Annotated in this window: 19 protein-coding genes; 12 read left to right on the plus strand and 7 right to left on the minus strand. The window is 40.3% G+C overall.

Annotation, left to right across the window (positions count from 1 at the left end; all coding sequences use genetic code 11):
- The first annotated feature begins 201 nt into the window (after positions 1-201).
- From DC094_RS19580 to DC094_RS19600, 5 genes are all read left to right on the plus strand, one after another.
- Positions 202-2,565, plus strand: a complete 2,364-nt coding sequence (locus tag DC094_RS19580) for a dynamin family protein (protein WP_133245635.1) — start codon at positions 202-204, stop codon at positions 2,563-2,565.
- Between the two features lie 59 nt (positions 2,566-2,624).
- The gene (locus DC094_RS19585) at positions 2,625-3,281 is read left to right on the plus strand and encodes a hypothetical protein (protein WP_133245636.1); all 657 of its coding nucleotides are present in this window, start codon (positions 2,625-2,627) and stop codon (positions 3,279-3,281) included.
- A 62-nt stretch (positions 3,282-3,343) separates the two neighbouring features.
- Positions 3,344-3,754, plus strand: coding sequence for a hypothetical protein (locus tag DC094_RS19590; protein ID WP_116688823.1), 411 nt, complete (start codon positions 3,344-3,346; stop codon positions 3,752-3,754).
- Positions 3,755-4,200: 446 nt separating this feature from the next.
- Positions 4,201-5,145, plus strand: coding sequence for a hypothetical protein (locus DC094_RS19595; RefSeq protein WP_133245637.1), 945 nt, complete (start codon positions 4,201-4,203; stop codon positions 5,143-5,145).
- Positions 5,135-5,599 carry a hypothetical protein gene (locus DC094_RS19600; protein WP_116688825.1) on the plus strand — a complete coding sequence of 155 codons (465 nt, stop codon included), beginning with the start codon at positions 5,135-5,137 and terminating at the stop codon, positions 5,597-5,599. The genes DC094_RS19595 and DC094_RS19600 overlap by 11 nt, the downstream gene beginning before the upstream one ends.
- 221 nt (positions 5,600-5,820) lie before the next feature.
- Here the strand turns inward: DC094_RS19600 and DC094_RS19605 are convergent, their stop codons facing one another.
- Positions 5,821-6,630, minus strand: coding sequence for an HIRAN domain-containing protein (locus tag DC094_RS19605; RefSeq protein ID WP_116688826.1), 810 nt, complete (start codon positions 6,628-6,630; stop codon positions 5,821-5,823).
- A gap of 407 nt (positions 6,631-7,037) precedes the next feature.
- Between DC094_RS19605 and DC094_RS22965 the strand changes: the two genes are divergently transcribed.
- Positions 7,038-7,217 (plus strand): thioredoxin domain-containing protein, encoded by a 180-nt coding sequence (locus DC094_RS22965; protein WP_116688827.1) that lies wholly within the window; start codon positions 7,038-7,040, stop codon positions 7,215-7,217.
- Positions 7,218-7,367: 150 nt separating this feature from the next.
- Here the strand turns inward: DC094_RS22965 and DC094_RS19615 are convergent, their stop codons facing one another.
- The 3 genes from DC094_RS19615 to DC094_RS19625 all read right to left on the minus strand — a co-directional run bounded on the left by DC094_RS19615 (position 7,368) and on the right by DC094_RS19625 (position 11,824).
- The gene (locus tag DC094_RS19615) at positions 7,368-9,938 is read right to left on the minus strand and encodes an ATP-dependent helicase (RefSeq protein ID WP_116688828.1); all 2,571 of its coding nucleotides are present in this window, start codon (positions 9,936-9,938) and stop codon (positions 7,368-7,370) included.
- Positions 9,939-10,635: 697 nt separating this feature from the next.
- A complete protein-coding gene (locus tag DC094_RS19620) occupies positions 10,636-10,998 on the minus strand; it encodes a hypothetical protein (RefSeq protein WP_116688829.1) in 363 nt (120 codons plus the stop codon).
- A gap of 277 nt (positions 10,999-11,275) precedes the next feature.
- Positions 11,276-11,824: a hypothetical protein gene (locus tag DC094_RS19625; RefSeq protein WP_116688830.1), complete on the minus strand. Its 549-nt coding sequence runs from the start codon at positions 11,822-11,824 to the stop codon at positions 11,276-11,278.
- A gap of 136 nt (positions 11,825-11,960) precedes the next feature.
- On the opposite strand from DC094_RS19625, the gene DC094_RS22215 reads away from it, so the two are divergent.
- Positions 11,961-12,110, plus strand: coding sequence for a hypothetical protein (locus tag DC094_RS22215; RefSeq protein ID WP_158527406.1), 150 nt, complete (start codon positions 11,961-11,963; stop codon positions 12,108-12,110).
- 8 nt (positions 12,111-12,118) lie between these two features.
- Here DC094_RS22215 and DC094_RS19630 read toward each other — a convergent pair whose 3' ends face one another.
- On the minus strand, positions 12,119-13,105 hold the full coding sequence (locus DC094_RS19630; protein ID WP_116688831.1) for a helix-turn-helix transcriptional regulator: 987 nt from the start codon (positions 13,103-13,105) through the stop codon (positions 12,119-12,121).
- A gap of 185 nt (positions 13,106-13,290) precedes the next feature.
- Between DC094_RS19630 and DC094_RS19635 the strand changes: the two genes are divergently transcribed.
- From DC094_RS19635 to DC094_RS19655, 5 genes are all read left to right on the plus strand, one after another.
- Entirely contained in the window at positions 13,291-14,136 is an 846-nt protein-coding gene (locus tag DC094_RS19635; protein ID WP_133245638.1) for a hypothetical protein, read from the plus strand.
- Between the two features lie 69 nt (positions 14,137-14,205).
- Positions 14,206-15,717, plus strand: coding sequence for an McrB family protein (locus tag DC094_RS19640; protein ID WP_116688833.1), 1,512 nt, complete (start codon positions 14,206-14,208; stop codon positions 15,715-15,717).
- 4 nt (positions 15,718-15,721) lie between these two features.
- A complete protein-coding gene (locus DC094_RS19645; protein WP_116688834.1) occupies positions 15,722-17,059 on the plus strand; it encodes an McrC family protein in 1,338 nt (445 codons plus the stop codon).
- A gap of 68 nt (positions 17,060-17,127) precedes the next feature.
- The gene (locus DC094_RS19650; RefSeq protein WP_116688835.1) at positions 17,128-18,732 is read left to right on the plus strand and encodes an ankyrin repeat domain-containing protein; all 1,605 of its coding nucleotides are present in this window, start codon (positions 17,128-17,130) and stop codon (positions 18,730-18,732) included.
- Between the two features lie 504 nt (positions 18,733-19,236).
- Positions 19,237-20,025, plus strand: a complete 789-nt coding sequence (locus tag DC094_RS19655) for a DsbA family protein (RefSeq protein ID WP_116688836.1) — start codon at positions 19,237-19,239, stop codon at positions 20,023-20,025.
- 286 nt (positions 20,026-20,311) lie between these two features.
- Here the strand turns inward: DC094_RS19655 and DC094_RS19660 are convergent, their stop codons facing one another.
- Together DC094_RS19660 and DC094_RS19665 are read right to left on the minus strand one after the other, a co-directional pair.
- A complete protein-coding gene (locus DC094_RS19660) occupies positions 20,312-20,905 on the minus strand; it encodes a hypothetical protein (RefSeq protein WP_116688837.1) in 594 nt (197 codons plus the stop codon).
- Positions 20,906-21,090: 185 nt separating this feature from the next.
- Positions 21,091-22,110, minus strand: coding sequence for a hypothetical protein (locus DC094_RS19665; protein WP_116688838.1), 1,020 nt, complete (start codon positions 22,108-22,110; stop codon positions 21,091-21,093).
- Positions 22,111-22,207: the final 97 nt, after the last annotated feature.

A 22,207-nucleotide genomic window follows, 5' to 3' on the forward strand; every position in this document is an offset into this window, starting at 1 on the left:
CAATCTGCCTGTAAATGGGGCCATCTCTTGGATTATCGAAGAACGAATGACTGAGAGGGCTTTTTGGGTTTGCTGTTGCTCCCCCCACGGATTCGAATGTCATGCGGTGTTGTTTTTTTGGGGAGGGCCAGTCACCCCATAATCTGATTTGTGGTACTTCTATTTCAAATCAACTCAGCTATTCAAATATGAATAATTTTCTTGCAACGCGATATTTTGTCAGCTAGTGTTGCGTTATCCCATTTTGAGGTGATTGCGATGCTCGAAAATAAAGTGGAAATGAAGGTTGCCGCTTTCTTGCGAGAAAGCAGAGATCGTTCAGGACTATCTCAGCATGAAGTGGTGAGTCGTTCAGATTTATTTGGCACAAATAAACCCATATTAAGCCAGGCAGCTATATCGCGGTTAGAGAAGAGGCCTTTTTCTGTAGATACTCTGAAAACTGCTGCTTACTTGAATGCTATTGGAGTAAGTCAGCAAGAATATCACTCTATTATCGACAGCTTTTCGATATCTGAAATCAAAGGAAACACGATGGATAATGTAATAACAGAAAAAAAACAAGCAGCTATTTCCATGGCACTAGAGGCACTAGAGCAAGTGAAGTCTCTAATTGTTGTCTCATCATATCCATACTTAAAAGCATTTGATTTGGAAAGTGTCTTTTCTTCAGTAGCAGCTTCAATTAAAGGATTAGACAGAAAACCTGTTATCGGATGTTTTGGTAAATTTGATTCTGGAAAATCAACGTTGATTAACACCATTCTTGGAACCGATACCCTGCCAACGCGGTTTCAACCTGCTACAAGTGTTATTAACTTATTGGTGCATATCGAAGATCGTCCAAAAGGCATCAATTCTGATGTGATGATTATGAAGAAAGGCTTTATGCCGAATATGCTTCATTTGCCCGATGCCGTGGAAAATTTCTTGGTCGACCAAGGCGGCAAAGATCTGTTAACACAGCTTGGAACTCATAATTATCAAGATGAACACACAGAAGCTTATATAGCTATCGTATTCCACGATGCTGAAATTTTAAGACATATTTGCTTGTTAGATACTCCAGGTGATACTGAAGGAGCGCTTGGGAATGATGATGAGCTAGCCGTTGCAGGTACTGAAATTGCTGAAGGCTTGGTCTTTTTGTCTCAAGCTAACGGCTTCTTTGGCCAAGGGCAATTAGCTTTGGCATTTGAAGCATTTAAAAACTCACCACCCCTGCGCGAGCACGATAAAAAGGGCATGGGGATTCTTGACCATTTTTTGATCGTTCAATCTCATTGTCACTCTGAGATGTTACCTGAACAGATTTCAGTAATCGCCGATGTTGCAACAACCAGAACGTTTAAGCAATTTAGTGAGCAATCTTTTGGCCAGTGGGAAAAGAAAGGGTTCACATCTAGGCTTCCCGAGTCAGATGAATTCAGATCTCGAATAAGACCATTTTGGCGTGAGAATGATGTATACCGATCAGCTGTGATTGGTGCTATAAAAAAAATGGCCGAACAGCTTGAAACTAATCAGCTTTCATTGTTAGAACAGGAAATAGAAAAACGTCTTGAAGGTCTAATGGAGCGACTTAATTCTGTAATTGGTCAACTTGAATACAATAAAAAAGCTACGCAGGAGCGAATCCAGGAGGTTGAAGAAAAGGATGCCCGATTTCGTGACCAAGCTGATAGCTTAGAAAAGGAATTTAAAAAACTCATAGCATCCTGTGCTCAGAGGCTGAAGTCTGATGTGGAGCATATGCGAATGCGGTTTGATCACATCAAGTCAACCGACTGCCTAACAAGCAAAATTAAAAGCCTCTATGAGAACAAAAAGGATGCTCAGGAAGATATTGGTGATTATGTTGGCCAATGGATCTCATCTGAGCTTCAAGCACGTCTCACTGAGAGTGGCGAGTCTATCTCAAGCAAGTTGGAGTTGCTGATAGAACAGTGGCAAAAAATTGTTCCCGGCCATGACTTTTCAAAGCAAGAAGGTAGTTCTGAAAAGGTTGGTGGCGTTGATGTTGATGCCAGCTTTAATGCACATGCAGCATTTATTGGAGGGCTATCGGGTTTGGGGAGCCTAGGAGCTATGGCACTATATGTGTCAACAATTTCCAGTAATTTAGGTGCCTATATCTTGGTTGGAAAAGCTGCAGGTGTACTTACTTCCCTGGGAATCACAGGAAGTGTGACGACCCTCACGTCGTTTGTAGCTGCGATAGGAGGGCCAATTACTATTGGTCTTGCACTTGCTGCAGGTATTGGTTACATCGTTTACAGGCTAGTAGGTGGTTCATGGGAGGAATCATTAGCCAAAAAAGTCAGCAAGGCAATCGAGAAGCAAGATATTTGGCCTGAAATTGAAGCAGTCGTTAATAAATACTGGAACAGCACCGAAAAAAGTATGAACAAAGGCTTCAAGGCATTGTTGAAGCAAACTGACGAACACCGGGAAAAAATGAAAGCAGAAGCTAGGTTTGATTTTGATCCTGTCGAGTTAAGCGAGTGTATTCAAGCACTAGAGAAAGGCTCTCAAACTTTGGCTAACAAGCTGCATGCAGCCTAAATTTTACTTGCTTGTAACTAATGTGGCTGGACAAATCCAGCCACTTTTGGGAGAAAACTATGCCTCCACTTCCTCTTTTATGGATCGGTGCAGTAGGACTTGCAGCTGCCGCTACAGCAATCATTGCATCTAGTGACGATGATGATACTGGTAGTTCATCATTGGACTATTCCGAGGCTTTAAATAGTAGGGTTAAGTGTCGAACAATTGTCATTAAATATCTGGTTCAGCTGCATCGATTAAAGTTGGAGCAAAAACTTAACCGTAAGTTGTGCAATATTGATCATAAGATTGGAAATACCAGTGTTTCGTTTGGTTCTGATGGGAGCATTAAAGTTGACCATGACGATCTAGATCGAACGTTAAAATCTATTTGCCAAGGTATAGCAGATCTTCGGTGCGCTAGCCTTGATATTACTAGAATTGTCGATGATCGCTTCAGAACGGACGATGCTTTTATGTTTGATCTATCAATGGAGCAGCTTGCGATAACGACAAAGGCAACAAGAGAATACTTTTCAGCAACAGATTCGCTCACCGGTACCCTTCTGAGCGAAGATGATGTTGTTGCAAAAACATTGGCGCATGCTGAGAGCTGTTATGGTGGGCATTCAGGCTTTGATGCTGATTCAGATTACTATTCTCCATCAGAAGATCCTTTTTTTGTTCAGTTGAAATCTAAAGGGTTTGCTGAAATTGATAGAATAATTGAATAATTGGATGCAATTATTCTTACTGACATTGTTTTTAAATATTGACGCAAGGGAGAGCATCAGCAATGTTCACGCTTCAAAACTTGATGTTGGTAGTGGTAATATTTATCTACACATCTTTATCTGGTTATTTCATTAGTATTAACGAAGCACTTTCAAAGAAAATAGTAACAGAATACCAGCGCTATGCTATCAAAATAGATGGAGCAATAAACGGCACTATTTTGTTTCTAATTGTTTTGATAACAATAGCATTTTGGATATCTGATACTACTTTGAACCAGGCTGGTCCATATATTATTTTGGGGGTCAGTGTTTTGGCAATACAGATACCGCGATTAATTATAGGCAAAGTAGACAACCCTAATTCAAATGGTTTTTCATTAGGGATAACCATTCTGATCCTAATGAAATTGTTTGCAATAATGTGCTATTGGCCTGTTATTTTACCAATGGTTGAGGGAAAACCGTACTAGAGACATGAGGAGATAAGGATGTCTACCTACAGAAGAAAGAAGAATATAGAGATCATCTTTTTTTGTAATTATCCTTTGCTTTCTGTATTCATGCGTTCTTTAGATGGCCTGAATATGAAATCTCAGCAAAAGGATTGAGTTCAACGAGGGGCTGCATTAGAGCCCCTAAGTTAGAAATTAAAACGCAGCTGCATTTTCCAATTTTGCACCCACCCTTCAGTACGAAAAATGAAAACAATTCAGCAGATATTATACCATCCCCGAAACAAGACCCCGTCAGACCTTAACCCCACCCTGATTAACTTTTGCAGGCAAAGCCCGAAGGGCGGCGCATGCCTAGGATAAAGAAGGATAGCGAAGGTTAATCAAGAGAAAAGCAGTTACGGGATCAAGAAATCGGAATGGATTGTTTTTAATGTGTTTGTTATTTGCGGGGATGGTATAATATGTTAAGTGAGTTTATGCGCTTTTTGGGGTGTTCGATGCAAGTATTGTTGGTTCAGGGGCTACTTCAACACTATGAAGCTTTGCGGGTAGCGAATACGCGCTTTGCCGATGCCGTTCGGGCTGACCAGGATTTGCCGCTGCTGTTACCGGGGCATTCTAACGCGGGTGTCCACGGCCGAGATCTTGCTATTCAATCAATGACCCAAATGTGGCTTTTAGAACCGGGGGAAGTATTACCTAAAGCGGGCGTAGTGTGCGCCTCCCCTGCCACCATCAGGCAAGCAGAAAACCTAAACCAAGCTAAAGATGATTTCCGCCAAGCCATCAAAGCCGTCAGAGAAGCGGTCACTGGAAACAAGTCACGCCTAGACAAACTGATTGATCGCGTACTACAGCAGCAGGATGAAGCACAGCGCCGTCGCATTGACTCGCTTCAATTGGCGCTGAAGCGGGCAAAAATTAACCGGCTAGATCTGCTGCGCTGCTATGCCAACATTCGAATTTTACCTGAGCAGTTAATGTCAATCAGCTGGACTTGGGCCAGAACGCATTCTGCGATCGATAAAATTTCCAGAGAGGACGCAATCGAACAAGCAGAAAATCTCAGCAATAGTAACGCCAGGGAGATTGCCTTATCCCGACTACAAGCGCTATCACCCGAGCAGTCGCTGGTGTTCAAAAAAAAGCTGCCAAATCAGTTGCGGGCCAATCTTTTATATCGGCAGTCAGATGAGGTAAAACGCAAGGCCATCACTATTTCAGGGATTGTATTGTGCCAGGACCCGATCCTTCCTGAACGATGGGTTTGGCGTGATGATCCTGGTGAGGCGGATAAAAAAGCGCCTCCAAGAAGAATTACCCGTCTTGATTCCAAAATTGATCCGGAGCCCTATATTAAAGCGCTGCACTTGCATCGTTATCTCGGTGATTTAAATGGACAATAATCCGGCACAGCAAGCCAAAATTAAATGTTTTGGTTCAAAAGCCGCTTTGTGTGCAGAAGCGACGCGCCTACCAAAAATTGATTTACCCACCATCAATCTTGAAGTAGCCCCACGCTATGGTGAAAAGGTCGAATGGAGGCAAAAAATCGTTATCCAGCTTTCAGATAGTGAATTGCCTATCGCTTGTGCCGTGTTGATGGGCTATCTGCCAAACGCACATTTCAAGCGCCCGGGAAAAGGCATCGATATTGAGCGCCAGGAAAATCGACTTTTAATTCGGGCATCTGCAGGTACTGGCAATCTCTTTATGTTGCCAGTAACGATTGGAGATTCATTTCGACTTTGCACAATTATGCTGCGGCAGTTGGTCAAGCAAACGGGGCTTGGTGATGAAACGCTGGTTTTGGCTGCACTGAGGGGGGCTGCAGCGCTAAACAAGCCTCAAGTCAATTAGTGTGTGATCCCGCATAATTCAGCTCTACCAAATCACAGTTTATTCTGGCGGGATACACCACCAATTAATGCCTATGGCGGTGTTAGCCACCATAAATGTTCTTACGAAAGTGCAAACAAGAGAATAATTAATGCAAGATATCAATCTTTTTAATAAAAACCCCTAGAGCAAGCTCTCTCGCCTTAAGGCTCGCCTCCTGCGGAGCGGGGTATTTCAATAAATTAAAATCTATCCTCCCAATCTAGCTCTTCAGCATAACCATAATCAACCTCAGTATCCTCATCCTGGCTATGTTCATTGTCGATAAGCGGCTCTGTTGGTTGATAGTATGGAGAATGCGGTAATGCTCCAGTGCTCGATCTACCATGATTTTGATAAAATGGCTTTTCTGAATTGCTGGTTTTTTCAGCATATTCTACAGAAATATCACAAGTAATAGTTTGATTGTCAGATAGTTTTAAAGTATTTACTACTGCTTTAACCAGCTCACTATTTGCCAATTTACCAGTCAGCTTTGCTGGAATATAACCCAGTTGGCCAAATTCACTGACTATTGCAATCGCATTGCGATCATGAATATTTTCTGGTTCCCGAATTAATTGAAGTGTGTATCCAGGATAAACCAACTTTAAAAGATTCTGGCGGTCTATCTGAAATTGTTTATTTTTATGCTTTACACCAGCGATATAGCAATAGATTTTTTTAACTGCACTATAAGTATCTAACCTTACGAAACTTTGGTCAGTTTTCTTCTGATATTTTTTTTCAACAGTACCTAATGCTTGATAATTTACAACGACATCCCGCTTCATAGACTGATGTCGAAGTCTTTCCGTTCTTAAATCATTAACCTGTATCTGTTTTTTGTAGGAACGATCAATTTTTTCTTTCAACATTGAAATAGCATCGTCACAAGAATAGCAAAAGTTTACTTGCAATTTTAATCCATCAGCTAGTGTTGTCTCAGCACGGTATTGACTTCCCTGCTCTTCAGCCAGAATTTTCAAGCTTTTGTAAAACTCGGTCTTCATATTTTGTTAATCACCAAAAAGGAGGTTTTTCATCATATTTCTAGTTAGTGCCCTGACGAGAATAGATGGTTTTTAATGTCAACGCCCAAGGGCATTGGTTGCTATTTTTCTTTCTTGGGTAATTTATGACAATACGTGACATTTTACGTCAAAAGCACGTCATTATCCCAGCTTTACCTGCCGCTGCCAGCTCATCTATAAACCTTGTAATTCAGCCTGCAGGGTATGGCAGCTTTATTTTTCATGTGAATTTGTTTGGTAGCTGAGCAAGTTTTTTCGTCATAAATGGTATCTGCAACCGGACCCGCTAACGCTGAATAGCATAGTTTAGTTAATTGAAGCACTTCATTTCATATGAAATGAAAGGCTATCGGTAAGCCTGCTTTCAATTGTATCTATCGGTTTGATTGCATCAAATATTTACTTGTATTCAAAGCTATCTGATTTACGGAAATCCAAGTGCAAAAATAACCCTGCAGGAATATGGCGATATTGAGTGTCCTTACTGCAGAAAAATGCATAGTGTCATCAAACAAGTAATAAATCATTCTCAAGGCGTAATCAACTGGGAATTCCCTATACCCTAAGTCGAAAGTGAGTAGTTGTTCATCGAATATCAATAATAATGCCTACCCTGGAGATTCCGGTTACTGGTACTGGCCAAGGCCTGACACTCTGTCAGCAAGTGCTATCTCTATAAATAAAGTATCGGGATTGCCATTTAATCTCTCGACTCACTAGTTAAATTGATATAAATATGCATCAATACGATCCAAAAACTCTGATTCTTGACCTTCTTCTGTCAATAAATATAGTTTTTGTTTAGCTCGAGTAATCGCGACATAAAACAAACGTTCTTCTTCTTTGAACGTCAAACTACAGCGTACACCTAGCACACTATACAATTGATTGTCTGGATGAACTGTTGGAAAATGTTTTTTATTTACATTCAATAAAATTACAACGTCAGCTTCTTTACCCTTAGACCTATGGGCCGTGGTGCACTCAACTTGAGCATCAAAATCATTAAAGTATTGTAATTTATGGCCAAAACATTTTTTAAGTTTTTGTTTAAACTTTGCCAACGTTTCATAGCCATAAGCTTGATAATTACTGCGAGCAAGGATCATAAACTGTGTGTCAATAAAGCTGTGCTGGCTCATCAGTTGATAACACAGCTTAAAAATCCGGGCCATGTTGCATCCAGAATCAATTGAGCGCTTTTGGCCATTCTTGGTTTCGGATGATAAAAAATGATAATCTGGATGTTTTTCATGAAGAAACTCTTTGCGCTGCTCCACATAAACTCGATTTATATAATATTTTTGAATAGGCTGGCGAACCTGCTCTGCTTTGGCAACTGAGGAGGCTCCAGGCTCCAGTACCATAAACTTGTTGCCTTGCTCGACAATATTTGCCTGGCTACGGTAATTATTTTGTAAATCTAGCAGATTAGCACCCGGAAAATATTGCTCAAAACTATTAAAGTATTTTAGATTTGAACCAGAAAACCCATTAATTGCTTGCCAACTATCACCCACACAAAACAATCGCAATGATGGATTATGCTGCCTGATTTCTTTCACCAAGTTAAAGAATGGCACCGAGAAATCCTGATATTCATCAATAATTAACCAAATCAATTGATTGAGAGAGACGTCAGGCTCGTGGGCTTCTGTCAGTTCAATCTCACCTTGTTTTTCATTAACTTTCTTGGTTGCAAGTTCCAGCAGATCATCAAAATCGATCAAGTTTCGCTCTAGCAGTACTTGACAATAGCGTTGATAAATTTTGCATGCCAGACGAACAAAAACCTTTTCTTTATCTTTAGGAGCAACAGATTGTTGTATATCGTTTGGAGCCTTACCAGCTTTTTTGGCTCTACTTATAAATTGAGTGCACATTTTAGCAAGCTTTGGCGAACCATTTTTAACAACTTCTTTCAACAGCTGGTCATTTGAACGTCGCTTAACTTGGACGGAGATACTCGCAAACTGTTTCTTTAAGATCTGCTCAAAACTAATCCGCCCTTTAGCTGCATCCGTTATTGAAACTTCGAGAAAGAAAATCTGACGGCGAGGCTTCTGTTGGTTCCAGTTTTTCCAGTATTGGCGCTTTCTTTGCATTTCATTGCGATATTGCTCCCAGCTTTTACCCCCATACTCTGGAGCATTACGAACAGGGGCTTTTTCGTCAATCTCCCAATATTCAATAACAACATTATGGTAGTCACTGCCAACCATCAATGAAAATGGCGGGTAGTAACCTTTCTTTCCTTGATACCAACATCGTTCATAAGAATAAGAGAACCCGTGTTCAAACAGAAAATCTGCAATCCACTTCTCACCCTGCGATTTGACCGTATCGCCCTTAAGAGTGCTCTGATTAGTATTTATTTTTAATGCATCATAATCCTTCTGAGCTAGCAAGCCTTTTGGGCTTTCCAGCTCAGCATGAAAAAATTGATATATTTGTTGTTTCAGTTCATCATCCAATTTTTCAGATAAAAGTGATGCAACTAACTCAGTTTGCTTAGCATTGTTACCGTCATCACAGTCAAATAGTATTTTTTTTCCATTCGGCTTAACGATCCGATATGCCAAGCTGTGAAATGTACGTGCATTTTCAAACGTCGAATGCCCCATTTCCTGCTGCATATCATTTTTGATTTTTTTTGCTGCAGCTTTATTGAATGCTAAAACCATAAAATCTTCCGGCAACAGGCCAGCATGGCGAATCATAAAATCAATTTTGTGCTTGATGACCGTAGTTTTTCCTGAACCTGCACGAGCTCTTAGCAAGGTACTGTGAGAGCAATCGGTAATAGCCTTGATTTGTTCAGAATGCAGCTTCGTAATAGGATTTGTTTGCTTGAAGAAATCTACTTTTAACTCCGCATAGGAGCGCCCCAATAGACCATCCAATTTACTATATTGAGCATCAGCAGCTAAAAATTCGTGTTTAAGATTTAAAAAAACTAAGTTTTTATACTGAAATTCTTCTTGCTTTACTTGCTTAATCAACTGATCTCTATATTTATACCACAGACGATCAACATTGAGGTATTCTGGATAACCTGAGGATTTTACCAGCAACGCAATGTCTTCTCTGCTGGCATTTTCAAGTAAGTACTGGATTTCAGAATTAACAATTATGTTCTTCGATAATTGCTTCCCTCCTCCGATCATTTGTAGTATCGCAGGAGTCTCTTTCGTATCCATAAAGCCATCCATACCTGCTACAGCTTGATCCAGACTTTTTAAAGCTCGGAGAATTTTCTGATTAATACTTGCTTTATAGCTGCTCATATCCTTCCTGCTACTTAAAAAGCCATCTTCGCTATAGTAAATACTTTAATGCCATTTTGAGTTTGCTTTTGCTTAAAATGGTTTTAAAACCAAACCCACAATTTTTCTAAAATCGGTACACTTTATTGCTAACAAACTTGGTAGCGCGCTTTTTCTGCACTCATTAATAATACTTTTTTCAATTGCATACAGCTTAACGTCTTTAGGATCTCCCTTAGCTCGCCTCTTTGTCACTGATCAGATCAACAAAAATGGTGCTTTTCAAGGAAACTTACCCTATGTCGTTGGTTTTTTTCATGCTTTTAAATTCAAGGCATGCACCATACAGAATATTAATCATTGCGCATTCACTTTACTTTTTCCTCGTAAGTTGTGCATATTCTGCCTAAGTCTTTTATAGCGGTGTTGGTCTCGTTTTAGTGCAGCTGTTGACGTGCTTGAAAAATCGGCTCTTAAAAAATTAAGTGAACAACTGCAGGGGAGCTGCCTCGAGGGCTGATCTGTACCTTAATAAATTCTAATGTGCAGAGCTGATAACATCTAAAAGATCAAAATTCGGGCCGAAATATTACGAAGTTATTGGTTAAAAATACCGCATCGGAAAAGTGCAGCAATAACAAAAGAACACAGATCAAAGAAATTAACTTGAAAAAATCAAACGTTACCTTAAACTGAGGCGTTTACTATAAAGTCGAGCTTAAAAAGATGAGCACTCAAATATATTGGTTTGATTGAATTGCGTTACATTCATATCAAACGAGCCGTTTTTATTCATCTTTTTCAAATCAATATCTACGTCTATTGCGATACCATTGGTAACTGTTTTAGCTATTAGTTTATTCTTATTTATTTTTTCTCTGAATGGCTGTTGGCCAATATAGAAACCACCTCCGTTTAACGAGACTTCCACATTGTATAAAGGTGTGGATTGATGTGATGACATGATACCTATTCCTTGCACAACTTCACAAAATGCACCACCCTTTAAGATTATCTCAATTTTACTTTGACTCTCACTGCTGCAAGCAGTAATTAAAATTACTAACGCAAAAATCCGCATAATATTTTTTCACTAAAGAAAAATCTCATTTTACTTCTTCACATATTTAAAACAACTCGCTCTGTCAGGATAATTTCCCCCTTAAGCCAATCCATTTTTTCTAATTAAGGATGGCAGGAATTACGGACATGCCCTCTTATTCTGAAGAAAGAAAACATGCTGTTACACCGACAATGTGCGCTAAAACATAACACACCAAGCACTCTTAAGCCGTTAATTTATATCAAATAAAACACTGCTAACTAAGATCTTAAGATTAACCATCAACCAAAAAACTTCAAAAAAATTGCAGTAAAATATCTTCTCGTATATTTTTTCCGATCAAAAACTTGATCGTCGCAGATGGATGCTGCTTTTTAATAGCCAAAGCATTAGTCTCAAATTCATCCATCGTCATTTCAGTATATTTTTGAATGTGATAAGCCATTTTACAGGTTTCATCAGCTGCAGTATTTAATGGGTCAGTTACCACTTTGATTACTGGAAACTCCTCGAGATCATGTTCGAATTCACCTCGATCCAAGGTGATCAGTCCTTTTTGATGAAACAGTACATCAAACAAATTCACGAGGTTCTTAACGCCTACACGCTCAGATATCATGGCCGGAGTTTTACTCATGTCTTCCCATGAAGGCGTAAGCCAAAGCAACGTGCCTTGCTTCTGCCGCTGCGCCCAAGAAGCCAGTTGCTCATTGGGTTGCTTTATCGCCACAACTATCAGTGCATGTTCCTCAACCTTGCATGAGATAGCCTGTGTAGCCGATAGGAGTTGGATATCTTTATTTGCCAACATTGCCTGAGGCTGATCCGTGATCCAGTAAATCATAATTCTCGTATGTGATTTAAAAACCTTGCCATAGATTAAAAGCTTATTGCGTCATTTAATGACGCACGCGGTTGAGTCACTCAATGTCGCTTGTCCATGGGACTCTATTTGGCGTCGAAATTACGAGGACAAAACAATGAAAGAATATATTGCGACCTTTACTTTAAATGGACGTCGCACCATGCGCAGAGTCTGGGCATACAATGTCTCAGATGCGCAAAAGCGAATTAAAGAAGAAGAGAGACCAAAAAGCAGTATCGGCTGGATTAATATTAAACTTGCCTGACTTCTCAGCTAACTGTATTTGCTAGCGGCTGCTTTAAGGCATGCCGCTACTTCTTCTCGCAAATGCTCAGGCTCCAGTACCTCACTGATATCTGCCAGTGACATCAACCACCATCGAAGTTCTTCGGTAAAGTTGACGCTCGCTTGGATAATAAAATTTTCATTATCCATAAATTCAACGACCTGATCAGAAGAGACCGGCGTTTCCAGCAAGTGGTAGCCCTCTATCGCATTTACTTTTAGACGCAGCTTGAGTTCATTCCCTTTGGGAAAGCTCATACCACCGCTATCTAGATACTCTGTTAAATCAAAATTATCAGGGGAATGTACGCTGCTGTCAGTAATCTGAACACTATGAATTCGATGTAATGCAAAGTGTCGGAACAGTTTGCTATCAGCCAGAGTCGCAACTAGATAATGTACTTGCCCTCTGGCAACTAACCCAAGAGGGTTCACCAGGTACTGTTTTTTATGTCTTGGTGGGCGCGGCAAATAATCGATCGATAAAACCTTTTGCCGTATCAGTCCTTTTTCAATCAGTTTAATCACATTCTGATCAAGCTTTGGTGGGCGTAACTGAAAGCCCGGCTCCAAAGATGCCACTTTAGATGCCCAACTAGCGAAAGGACTTGCTTCTGACTGTAGTTTTTTATCAGCCTGGGCAAAGAATCCACGCAGATTGTCATGAGCCTGGGCTGGCAGCATATGCATTGCATGCTGTTTGAGCATATGTATTGCCAAGGCAGTGCTTGGTGTCATTTCCAAAGCAGTGTCTGAGACCCCTTTTACCCTGAACCATCGGTGCGGCTTGACACTGTCATCACAGCTAATCGCATAGTCGCAGCATAACGCTTCAATATCACGCTGTAACATACGCATATTGATCGAGAAACCATCATTAGCCAATTTCTGCATCAACTCACTGGTTGTTGTGTGCCGTGGATCTTGCGGGATGTAGCGAAGAATGGCGCTATGGCGTTGAACTCTGCTGGGCATATTGAAGGAAAGTCATTAAAATAATGATTTAGTATAAGTCGCCAAACTAGAACGAATCTAGCGGTGTTTCTTGATACGCAATGCTACTTACCTGATCTGTGTTGAAGTTTTTATCATGTTACGTCACTGAATGACGCCTTTGTTTGAATAATGACAGCTATTCACCAGCAAAGAATAAGCCAGCCATGATTCACAAGACGAAGTTTACTCCCGACCAGCAGTTAACACTGCTAAAGGAGCTAAAAGGCCATAGGCTGGAGCTGTATACCCAGAATCCTTTTCTTTGCGATGAGGTGGTTTTAACAATGATTCACCACCCATTAGAAGCGGTTCGATCAGGCATTGCCCAGAACCCCGTGTTGGCAATTCACCATTTACACAGCCTGACTACCGATCAGGATGCCGATGTCAGATGGGGCGTAGCGGGTAATGAACAATTACCCCTCGAGTTACAAAATCGCCTAGCTAAGGATCATAAGGATATTCGCTGTGCATTAGCATTAAACCCGGCCATTGATTACCCGCTTCAACATCAACTTGCAGTTGATCCATCAAAAATCGTAAGGGAGGCGTTGGCAAGTAATGAAGCGCTAGATACCGCATTACAAGTTCAACTCCTTAATAACCCTGATTGCGATGTACTGGCTGCTCTAGCAGGAAATATATCCCTGACAGAGCAATCTCAAAAGTCTCTGCTTCTCTGCCAATCCCTTTCGGTAATTTATCGCCTTGCCAGCAACTGCTGCTTACTTAAAAAATATCAAGTGGCACTTTTCAAAGAACATGGATCTGAGTTATACGAACACTTTGCGGCAAATGATAAGCTGCTTCCAGAATTACAGCTCGCCTTGGCAACATCTGAAGATACTGAATGCAAAATACTTCTATGCCAAAACAACAGCTTGACTAATGAAGCTCGGGAAATCCTTGCAAATGATTCAAGCGAAAGGGTTCAACAAGCCCTGCTATTCCCGTCTGAACCCGCAATGAGCTACTGGGATCTTTTGGCCAGAGCACATGGAAGTGGTTAAAAAAATTAATAAGCAAAAGAAATGCTTTTAATGAATTAAACCTCAAAAAATTTATTCATAGGAAAAATTATGGCCCGCGAAGATTTTTCAGCCATGCGCGACTTCTGCAAAGGGAATGAAGGACGCATTTACTCCTCCACAGAGCTAAAAGATGCATTAAAACATCGGATAGATAAAGCAAGTGTAAAACCTTCTGACTATTGCTATAACCGCGCGTACAAAACTACCCCATTTACCATGCTGATTTTTGAATACGTTGACGGCCAATATCGCTTTCTGGGTGAAGACTATCCCTATAGCGGTAAAATTTTTCAAAAACCCAAAGGGAAAAGTGAAAAAGTTGTGGGCCAATGGGTCGATGGAAAATTTGAATTAGAAGACTGGAATGCCTTTCTCAATATTTCACGATCACATCCCAAGTGCTCTGTGACCAAGCTGGTCGGTGAGAAACCAACGATAAACCTGGACGAAAGTGAAGAGACGCTGCCAATGAATCAAGTAAACGTACCCCTGAATCAAATCCTCTATGGCCCTCCTGGTACAGGAAAAACGTATCACACAGTTCAGGCGGCGGTGACAGCAATCGACCAAAAGCAGCCATTACAGATGCCTCGTGATGCACTTAAGGCTCGCTATGACGAATTAACCGATTCGCAGCAAATTCGCTTTGTGACTTTCCACCAGAGCTTTGGCTATGAAGAGTTTGTTCAAGGATTGCGTGCGACTACCGATGATGCAGGCCAAATCAGCTATCAAGTTAAAGATGGTGTGTTCAAGCAAATCTGTGATGCAGCGCGAGCAGATGCTGACCAGAGATATGTGCTGATTATCGATGAAATTAATCGTGGCAATATTTCAAAAATATTTGGTGAACTGATTACGCTGATTGAAACGTCTAAGCGCACCGGTACTGATGCACAGCCAAACTTAGAAGCGCTTGCGTTGCAGCTGCCCTACTCTGACTCAGATGAGCTATTTACAGTCCCGGATAATTTATATCTGATCGGTACTATGAATACTGCAGACCGGTCGTTGGCCATGATGGATACTGCGTTGCGCCGCCGTTTTGATTTCAAGGAAATGATGCCTGAACCTGCGCTATTGAAAGGTGTTGTCGTTAAAAATATTCAGCTGGATCAACTGCTGTCCACCCTGAACCAGCGTATTGAAGTGTTATATGATCGAGAGCATACGTTGGGTCACGCTTTTTTTATGCCGGTAAAAGAAAAACTTCAAAGTGGTACTGAGCAAGCCGCATTTGAAATCCTATGCTCGGTTTTTCAAAACAAAGTAATTCCTTTACTGGAGGAGTACTTCTTCGAAGACTGGCAAAAAATTCGCCTGGTATTGGGTGATAATCAAAAGCGAGATCCATCTCAACAGTTTATCTCTGCCAAAAAAATCAATGATTACCGTGCACTATTTGGCAGTTCATACGAACAAGATAATTATGCGCAAGAGCAATACCAATATCAGGTTAACTCTCTAACCTTTGCTAACCCTGCAGCCTATCAGGGCATCTACAGCAAACACGTTTCAGAAGTCGCGGATAGTAAAGCAGTTTCTGAGTTTGCGGCTTGATTATATGAAACATTATTGTGTATTTGAATATGGGCATTTAGTCACACAAGAGATTGATGATGCCAGCTGTACGGTCATTCCAGATAAGTTATTTTCCTATCTCGAAAAAAACTTACTCGTTGATGCACCTAGCAAAAATGATCAGCCTGCTTTACTGCAACTTTGTTACTTTCGTGGTGTACGTGCACTGAAAGTGAAGAACTATGTTGGGGTGCTTTGCACCCCACTAGGCGCACAAATTGAAATATTGCCGAAAACCGGTAAGCACTGCAGCTCAGATGACGCGTTGGACAAGGCAAGAAAGCAATCTCTGACCATGATTAGCTGCTTGAGCGAGATGAAGTTTTTGCGTATGTCCGATGCAAATATTTCTCTAGCCAAGCGACCGCTATTTGAAATTTTTATCAGTCAATTTTTGCAAAGTGTTAACCAGGTAGTAAAGCGCGGACTCAGATCAGATTATCAGTCCCAACAAGATAATTTAAAGTTCCAAAAAGGTCGCTTGCAGACTGCTTTGCAAATCAAGCGCAATCTGTTTACTCCACACAAGTTTCAGGTTGAATATGATGAGTACATACAAGACCGCCCAGAAAATCGCTTAATTAAAAGTGCTTTGAATAAGGTGATGGGTTTTACCAGGCTTTCTGCGAATCAAAAACTGAGCAGGGAATTAGCCTTTGCCTTGGCTGATGTGCCTGAAACTCGCTCTGTGCAACAAGATCTAAAAGCCATCAGACTGGATCGAGGGATGAGCTACTACCAAGATGCGCTGCGATGGAGTGAATTGGTTCTCAAGGGGTTTTCACCTGTGGCAATGCATGGCGAGACCCATGCAATATCATTGCTATTTCCTATGGAAAAAGTGTTTGAAGCCTATGTTGCCAAGAAGCTTGGTTCATTAATCGATATTCCCTATCAGCTTCAATTACAGGCACAAAGCAAGTCACTGGTGACGCATGGTGGGCAAAATATGTTCTGGCTTAAACCTGATTTGCTGATCAAGTATCATGGGGATGAGGCCATAGTCTTGGACACCAAGTGGAAACTGTTGGATAGCAGCTTGAATAATGCCTCTGACAAGTATGGTTTGTCACAGGCTGATTTCTATCAAATGTATGCCTATGGACAAAAATTTCTCAAAGGTCAGGGGGAAATTTACTTGATCTACCCAGCTCATGAAAAGTTTGACCGACCTATTTCTCTCAGTTTTGAGATGGGTGATGCTGATCATAAACTTAGCTTGTGGGTGGTGCCAATCGTGATTAACCCTAGGTTCAAAGCGACTGACCTGAGGCTGCCTAAAACTTGTATGCTAAAAGATGCGTTCAATTTAGAGCATTGATTTATCGGTAGTCATTCAGACCTAATCTGAAATTTAACCAATAACTTTAATACAGGGCGAAATTTGAAATGGATACGGTTGATTGCCAGGAAAATAACCTCTCCCAACTGGTTATAAACGAAGATATCGAAGGCATAGTTAATATGCCTGATCAACTGACAAATGAAGCGCTGATCTATGCTTGCCAGAACAACAAGATAGCCGTAGTTAAAGCACTCATTGACAAGTCGACATTTGATGTCGAGTACCAACAGAATCTTGCTCTAAAAATTGCCCTTGAAAATGAAAATGCACCCTTGCTGGCTTTATTGCTTTCAGAGGGCGCTGATATTAATGATCGTGATGGCTTGCTTCTTCAGCTTCTTGAAGAAAAGAAAAAATCTTCTGCTGATCTGGAAGAAATTTTCAATTTTGGATTAAGAAATTGTTATTTCATTAATTGGGAAGATGCAGCAGTCGCGTCTATTAAGAATCGCAATCCCCGTCTGACGGAGATCATACTAGCAGCGACTCCAGATAACATTTGGCTAGAAGTATTGGTACAAGCTTTAGAAAGTGACAACCAGGAGCTTGCCCAACACGCTATAGCTGCAGGTGTTGATTTTAAAGGCGATAATGACAATGGATGTTATGCTTTATATGATGCATGGCATAACAACTGCCGCTCTCTATGCCCCGAGTTGATCAAGCATTGCAATATCTCAATCGTTGATATTATGCCGGATGTACTTGATGGTTACACGCTCGATTTAAACTTTCCAGATCAAGGTTTTATCGCAGCGTTATATCAGCTGTCCGGGAATGACATCAGGGTCTTCCAGGCTATTGTTGATGAGCTGTTAATTGATGAAAAATCTGACTCGCTACGAAATTATATTGAATTACTGAAAACCGATAAAAAATATTTAAATAAGATTTTTACTTATGCAATTGATAAAAAACTCGATGATTGGTATCCAAAATTAATGGCACTGGAGGCTGATTTCGAGCTGGATTATGAACTGGATATGGATGAAATTCATCCGTTAACATATGCCTTGAAAGGCTGTGATAACCGAGAACTGATCTGTTACCTGCTGGATAAGCCTGGAAATACGTATTGTCTTCAACCAGGGGCATTGATTGACTCAGCCATTGATGCTGAAGATTGGCCTTGGGTAAAACAGCTGGCAAGTTATGGTGTAAACCCGTCAAAGCAAGGGCAAAAGCAGTTATCCAACAAGCTTTTGCAAGACGACTTTCCCTTCAAATCTTTGATTATCGATATTTACCAGATTTTGGCTGATAACCATGACTCGTGGGCTGCAATATCACTGGCGAGTGAATACTGTCATGGCAACCTTATTGACCAAGATGCCAACAAAGCCATTCAATATTACCGCCAGGCTGCAGAAGCGAGCGATAGCGATGCCTTCAGCAAGCTGGCTGCAGCACTTGTACCGCGAGGTGATTATGACAGCCTCAAAGAAGCCTGCCATTGGTATACGCAAGATGCTCTAAATGGTCATTCAGATGCAATAGAAGCTTTGATCAGCCTTCTTGGTGATAAGAACTCTCTTGTGTATGACATCCATGTCGCTGAATTTTGGAAAAGAAAACTGGATGAAATACCTGAATCATCTCTTCCCGACCACCCTGTCATCTTTGACTGGCCCGAAGATGGAATGGTTTAACCAACAGACTGATCCGCTGGATATAAAATAGCGATAGGTGCTTCAGTACTTGAAGCGCCTTAGTAAAAGTGTTTTTTTTTGCATCTGCAAATTTCAAAAATGCAAATGCAAAAATAGATTTTACAATTTAGCGCTAAACACCACTTAATATAATTTTTACTGAATTAAAAATAATTCAGTATTTTAATCGCTTTTTTAAATTAAATTTAAAATTTTTAGGGACGCATAAAAATACCTTTGCTTAGGTCGGTATTGGCTAATTACTGTTCAAATATAAACGCTGCATTCGCCTTTAAAATCGATATAATGCAGCCGCTGCCAGCTCATCTATGAACCTTGCAATTCAGCCTGCGGGGTATGGCAGCTTTATTTTTTCATGTGAACTTGCTTAGTAGTTAAGCAAGTTTTCTCAACAAAAATAGTATTTGTGGCTTGACCCATTAATGCTGAATAGCATGACTTACTTGATTAGAGTGTTTCATTTCAAACAAAATGAAACACTTCATGAAAGGGAATCAACTACTGATTAGCATGCTTTCAATCATATCTATCGGATTGATTGTATTTAATATTTACTTCTATTCAGAACTGTCTAGCCTGCAAGCAGCTCATGAATCGTCAAGCAAAACACACCTGTCTCATCACGATATTATCCAAGCGGTAGATGATCGCCTTGCTTCTTTGAAAAAACGTAATGCTAAAGCTGTACTGTCCCGCTTGGAAGAGCAGTTTCAGCTAGCGAATGAAACCACCCCAGATAATCGCCTGATTTACGGAAATCCAAATGCAAAAATAACCTTGCAGGAATATGGCGATATTGAATGTCCATACTGCAGAAAAATGCATGGTGTCATCAAGCAAGTGGTCCATCATTCCCAAGGCGTCATCAACTGGGAGTTCAAACATTTTCCTTTAGGGATTCATAACCCTGTAGCCGCAGTTGAAGGCCAGGCCATTGAATGCATTAAAGCATCCTATAACAATCGCATAGCCTGGATCGCATTAGACAAGTTCATGATGGACACTAGAGGAAATGGCCAAGGAATTAACGATGTACCAGAGTATGTCAGATCATTTGGCCTCAATGGTTCTTTGATTGGTAACTGCCTTGCCTCAGATGATCATCAAGACAAGATCAACCAGGATTATCAAGACGGACAACGTCTTGGCATTTCAGCGACACCGGCAGTCCGCATTATCGACAATACAAATGCCAAAACGTACTTATTGGGAGGGTACAAAACATCGGAACAATTATTACAAGCAATTCAGCGAATAACTTGGGGAGGGTAAATCGTTGATTTTTTGATGAATTGAGGAAATCAAGCGTAGGGATATTACCAGCACTCCACAGACATGCAAAAACGATAACCGAACTGGGAAGAAAAAAACTTTGTTCAGGATTAACCTAACAGTATCAGAGAAATAATTGGCAACAGTCAGATCAAACCTGAATTACTACAAGCCAACCACTGAAACCTAGATTTTTTATATTTCAGGTCATTGGCTACGGAAGCTTGTTACCTTCATGCAGTGGGTTATACTGCAGAAAAGTCAGTTAATAAATTAAACTGCCAAGTTAATAAAGTGGCCTCGCTTCATCAGAGTTTGAGCTGTACAAACGAACATTAATAGTGCGTGCACTTTCTTCCTGATAATTGATTTGTTCTGCTCTAGAAAAAAATTGAGAGCTTTCACCTGAAAGGCCTGTACCACCGGCCTGCTGGTAGCAACCCTCTTGAGCTTTTGGCTGGCAGTAATATGGTGGTGCTTTCTGGGCCAGACATATGCTGCTGGCCTGCTGTCGACCGAGTAATGCTGGGGTTTTTGTTGACTGGGGCGTGTCTTTTATTTTTTCAGGGAGATAAGTAACTGATATTAAACCCAAACTTTCATTTAAAAAAAGCTGGGCCTTCTCGCTATGTTCGCCACCTAATTCGTAATAAGTAAGTAAACCAGTATCAGCAGAAGGCCTATCAATAATAATATGTTGTTTAGGCTCGACCCTCCAAATACCAATTAATTTCCCATCAATTTTTACTTTTGCATCACATTTCTTATCCGAAAAATTGATCATTAAAAGCTTATATTGAGTGTTGTCTTTCATCAGGATATAACCGTCTTTTTGAAGTTTTCCACCTAAAATATCTAGAGAATAATCTCCTAGCTTCATCATATAACTCCTTAAAAAGGATTGGAATAATAGATATAGACTTAAAATATTTTCTGAAAGATTAATTGTCTTTGTAAATTACAGATCAGGTATATTTTAATAGTTACTACCACTGTTTTGCGAATGCTTAGAAATAATTTTAAGTAAATGAAAATTAATCACCTTATCGACTCAAAATCAACATTCTATGTGTTAGTTATCGCTTTGAAAATATTTGTTCTGAATCGCTCTTGCAAGAAAAAGTTTGTATCGGACTCTAGCTGTTTTCTAACGGAATCTTCGTAAATTTTGGAAACAACTTCCATCATTTTTGAAGCATGATCTGTTAGCTCGAATGACTTGAATGATATGCCATCAAAAAAAGACTGTTTTGAAGAAAAATCTTTTAACAAGAAGTCATTGATCTCTTCCCAGTCCAAATGCGAAAAGAAAAAAATAGGTAGAGTATGTCTAGCTTTCCAGTGTTTTATATATCTTTTATCACCTATTAAGGTTTTATTCTCTTCATTTTTAGACATTTCTTCTTTGTAAATATTTTTATAATTCTTGATTGTTACACCAATCTGAAAAACATTGATATGAGTCAGGCGATATTTCCAGATAGAAAGGCGTATCGCGGACAGAAATTCTCTCATAATTTTGGGAGAGATATGCTTATGAGCACCTTTTCCATCAGCCAGATCAACAGTCTGATGAATGTACTTCTGGATTTCTGAAACCTGACCGTATACACCGTCATAGCAAGAAAGTGAAAGCACCTCTCTTACATTTTCTTCAATATCTTTATGCTGATAAGCACCTGATTTAGTTAGCCTATCAATCGCCATTCCGACTATCGGGAAAGGTGAGTTTGAATACTTGACGACTTGAACATAGGAGCGTGGCAAACGTTCTGATTCAGAGTAGTTAATGCACATTGAGTCAAAGTCATGCATAAGCAGTCCTTTAACCATCTGTTCTTTTAATACATCAAAATCTGATACTCCTGAAATCTTCTTGCTAAGATACTTCCTGAGTGCCAAGCCTTTCTCTTCCAACCTATCATCTCTATATTGTTGGAAATAATGGTCGCTTTTATAGTCATAGCCTTCTTGGGAGATCTCTCCTTCATCGCAGCCCCACCCATCTCCACCATAAAATAGATAAGGAACACCTGCCTCGATTTCATCTTCAGTAAATTGATCGAGATCGTAGCTACAGCTCATAAACAGAAAACCTGAATAAAAAAGGTTGAAAGGAATGGGTTAGGGGGTGCAGCCATACACGGTAGAAGTAAATGACTGCACCATCAACAGAGCAATA

It is taken from the genome of Pelagibaculum spongiae (assembly GCF_003097315.1).
GTDB lineage: Bacteria > Pseudomonadota > Gammaproteobacteria > Enterobacterales > Pelagibaculaceae > Pelagibaculum > Pelagibaculum spongiae.

What these genes read in the sequence shown, in the direction of transcription:
- DC094_RS19585 (WP_133245636.1), top strand. Translation starts at nt 2,625, where the DNA reads ATGCCTCCACTTCCTCTTTTATGGATCGGTGCAGTAGGACTTGCAGCT.
- DC094_RS19590 (WP_116688823.1), top strand. Translation starts at nt 3,344, where the DNA reads ATGTTCACGCTTCAAAACTTGATGTTGGTAGTGGTAATATTTATCTAC.
- DC094_RS19595 (WP_133245637.1), top strand. Translation starts at nt 4,201, where the DNA reads ATGTTAAGTGAGTTTATGCGCTTTTTGGGGTGTTCGATGCAAGTATTG.
- DC094_RS19600 (WP_116688825.1), top strand. Translation starts at nt 5,135, where the DNA reads ATGGACAATAATCCGGCACAGCAAGCCAAAATTAAATGTTTTGGTTCA.
- DC094_RS19605 (WP_116688826.1), bottom strand. Translation starts at nt 6,630, where the DNA reads ATGAAGACCGAGTTTTACAAAAGCTTGAAAATTCTGGCTGAAGAGCAG.
- DC094_RS19615 (WP_116688828.1), bottom strand. Translation starts at nt 9,938, where the DNA reads ATGAGCAGCTATAAAGCAAGTATTAATCAGAAAATTCTCCGAGCTTTA.
- DC094_RS19620 (WP_116688829.1), bottom strand. Translation starts at nt 10,998, where the DNA reads ATGCGGATTTTTGCGTTAGTAATTTTAATTACTGCTTGCAGCAGTGAG.
- DC094_RS19625 (WP_116688830.1), bottom strand. Translation starts at nt 11,824, where the DNA reads ATGATTTACTGGATCACGGATCAGCCTCAGGCAATGTTGGCAAATAAA.
- DC094_RS22215 (WP_158527406.1), top strand. Translation starts at nt 11,961, where the DNA reads ATGAAAGAATATATTGCGACCTTTACTTTAAATGGACGTCGCACCATG.
- DC094_RS19630 (WP_116688831.1), bottom strand. Translation starts at nt 13,105, where the DNA reads ATGCCCAGCAGAGTTCAACGCCATAGCGCCATTCTTCGCTACATCCCG.
- DC094_RS19635 (WP_133245638.1), top strand. Translation starts at nt 13,291, where the DNA reads ATGATTCACAAGACGAAGTTTACTCCCGACCAGCAGTTAACACTGCTA.
- DC094_RS19640 (WP_116688833.1), top strand. Translation starts at nt 14,206, where the DNA reads ATGGCCCGCGAAGATTTTTCAGCCATGCGCGACTTCTGCAAAGGGAAT.
- DC094_RS19645 (WP_116688834.1), top strand. Translation starts at nt 15,722, where the DNA reads ATGAAACATTATTGTGTATTTGAATATGGGCATTTAGTCACACAAGAG.
- DC094_RS19650 (WP_116688835.1), top strand. Translation starts at nt 17,128, where the DNA reads ATGGATACGGTTGATTGCCAGGAAAATAACCTCTCCCAACTGGTTATA.
- DC094_RS19655 (WP_116688836.1), top strand. Translation starts at nt 19,237, where the DNA reads ATGAAAGGGAATCAACTACTGATTAGCATGCTTTCAATCATATCTATC.
- DC094_RS19660 (WP_116688837.1), bottom strand. Translation starts at nt 20,905, where the DNA reads ATGAAGCTAGGAGATTATTCTCTAGATATTTTAGGTGGAAAACTTCAA.
- DC094_RS19665 (WP_116688838.1), bottom strand. Translation starts at nt 22,110, where the DNA reads ATGAGCTGTAGCTACGATCTCGATCAATTTACTGAAGATGAAATCGAG.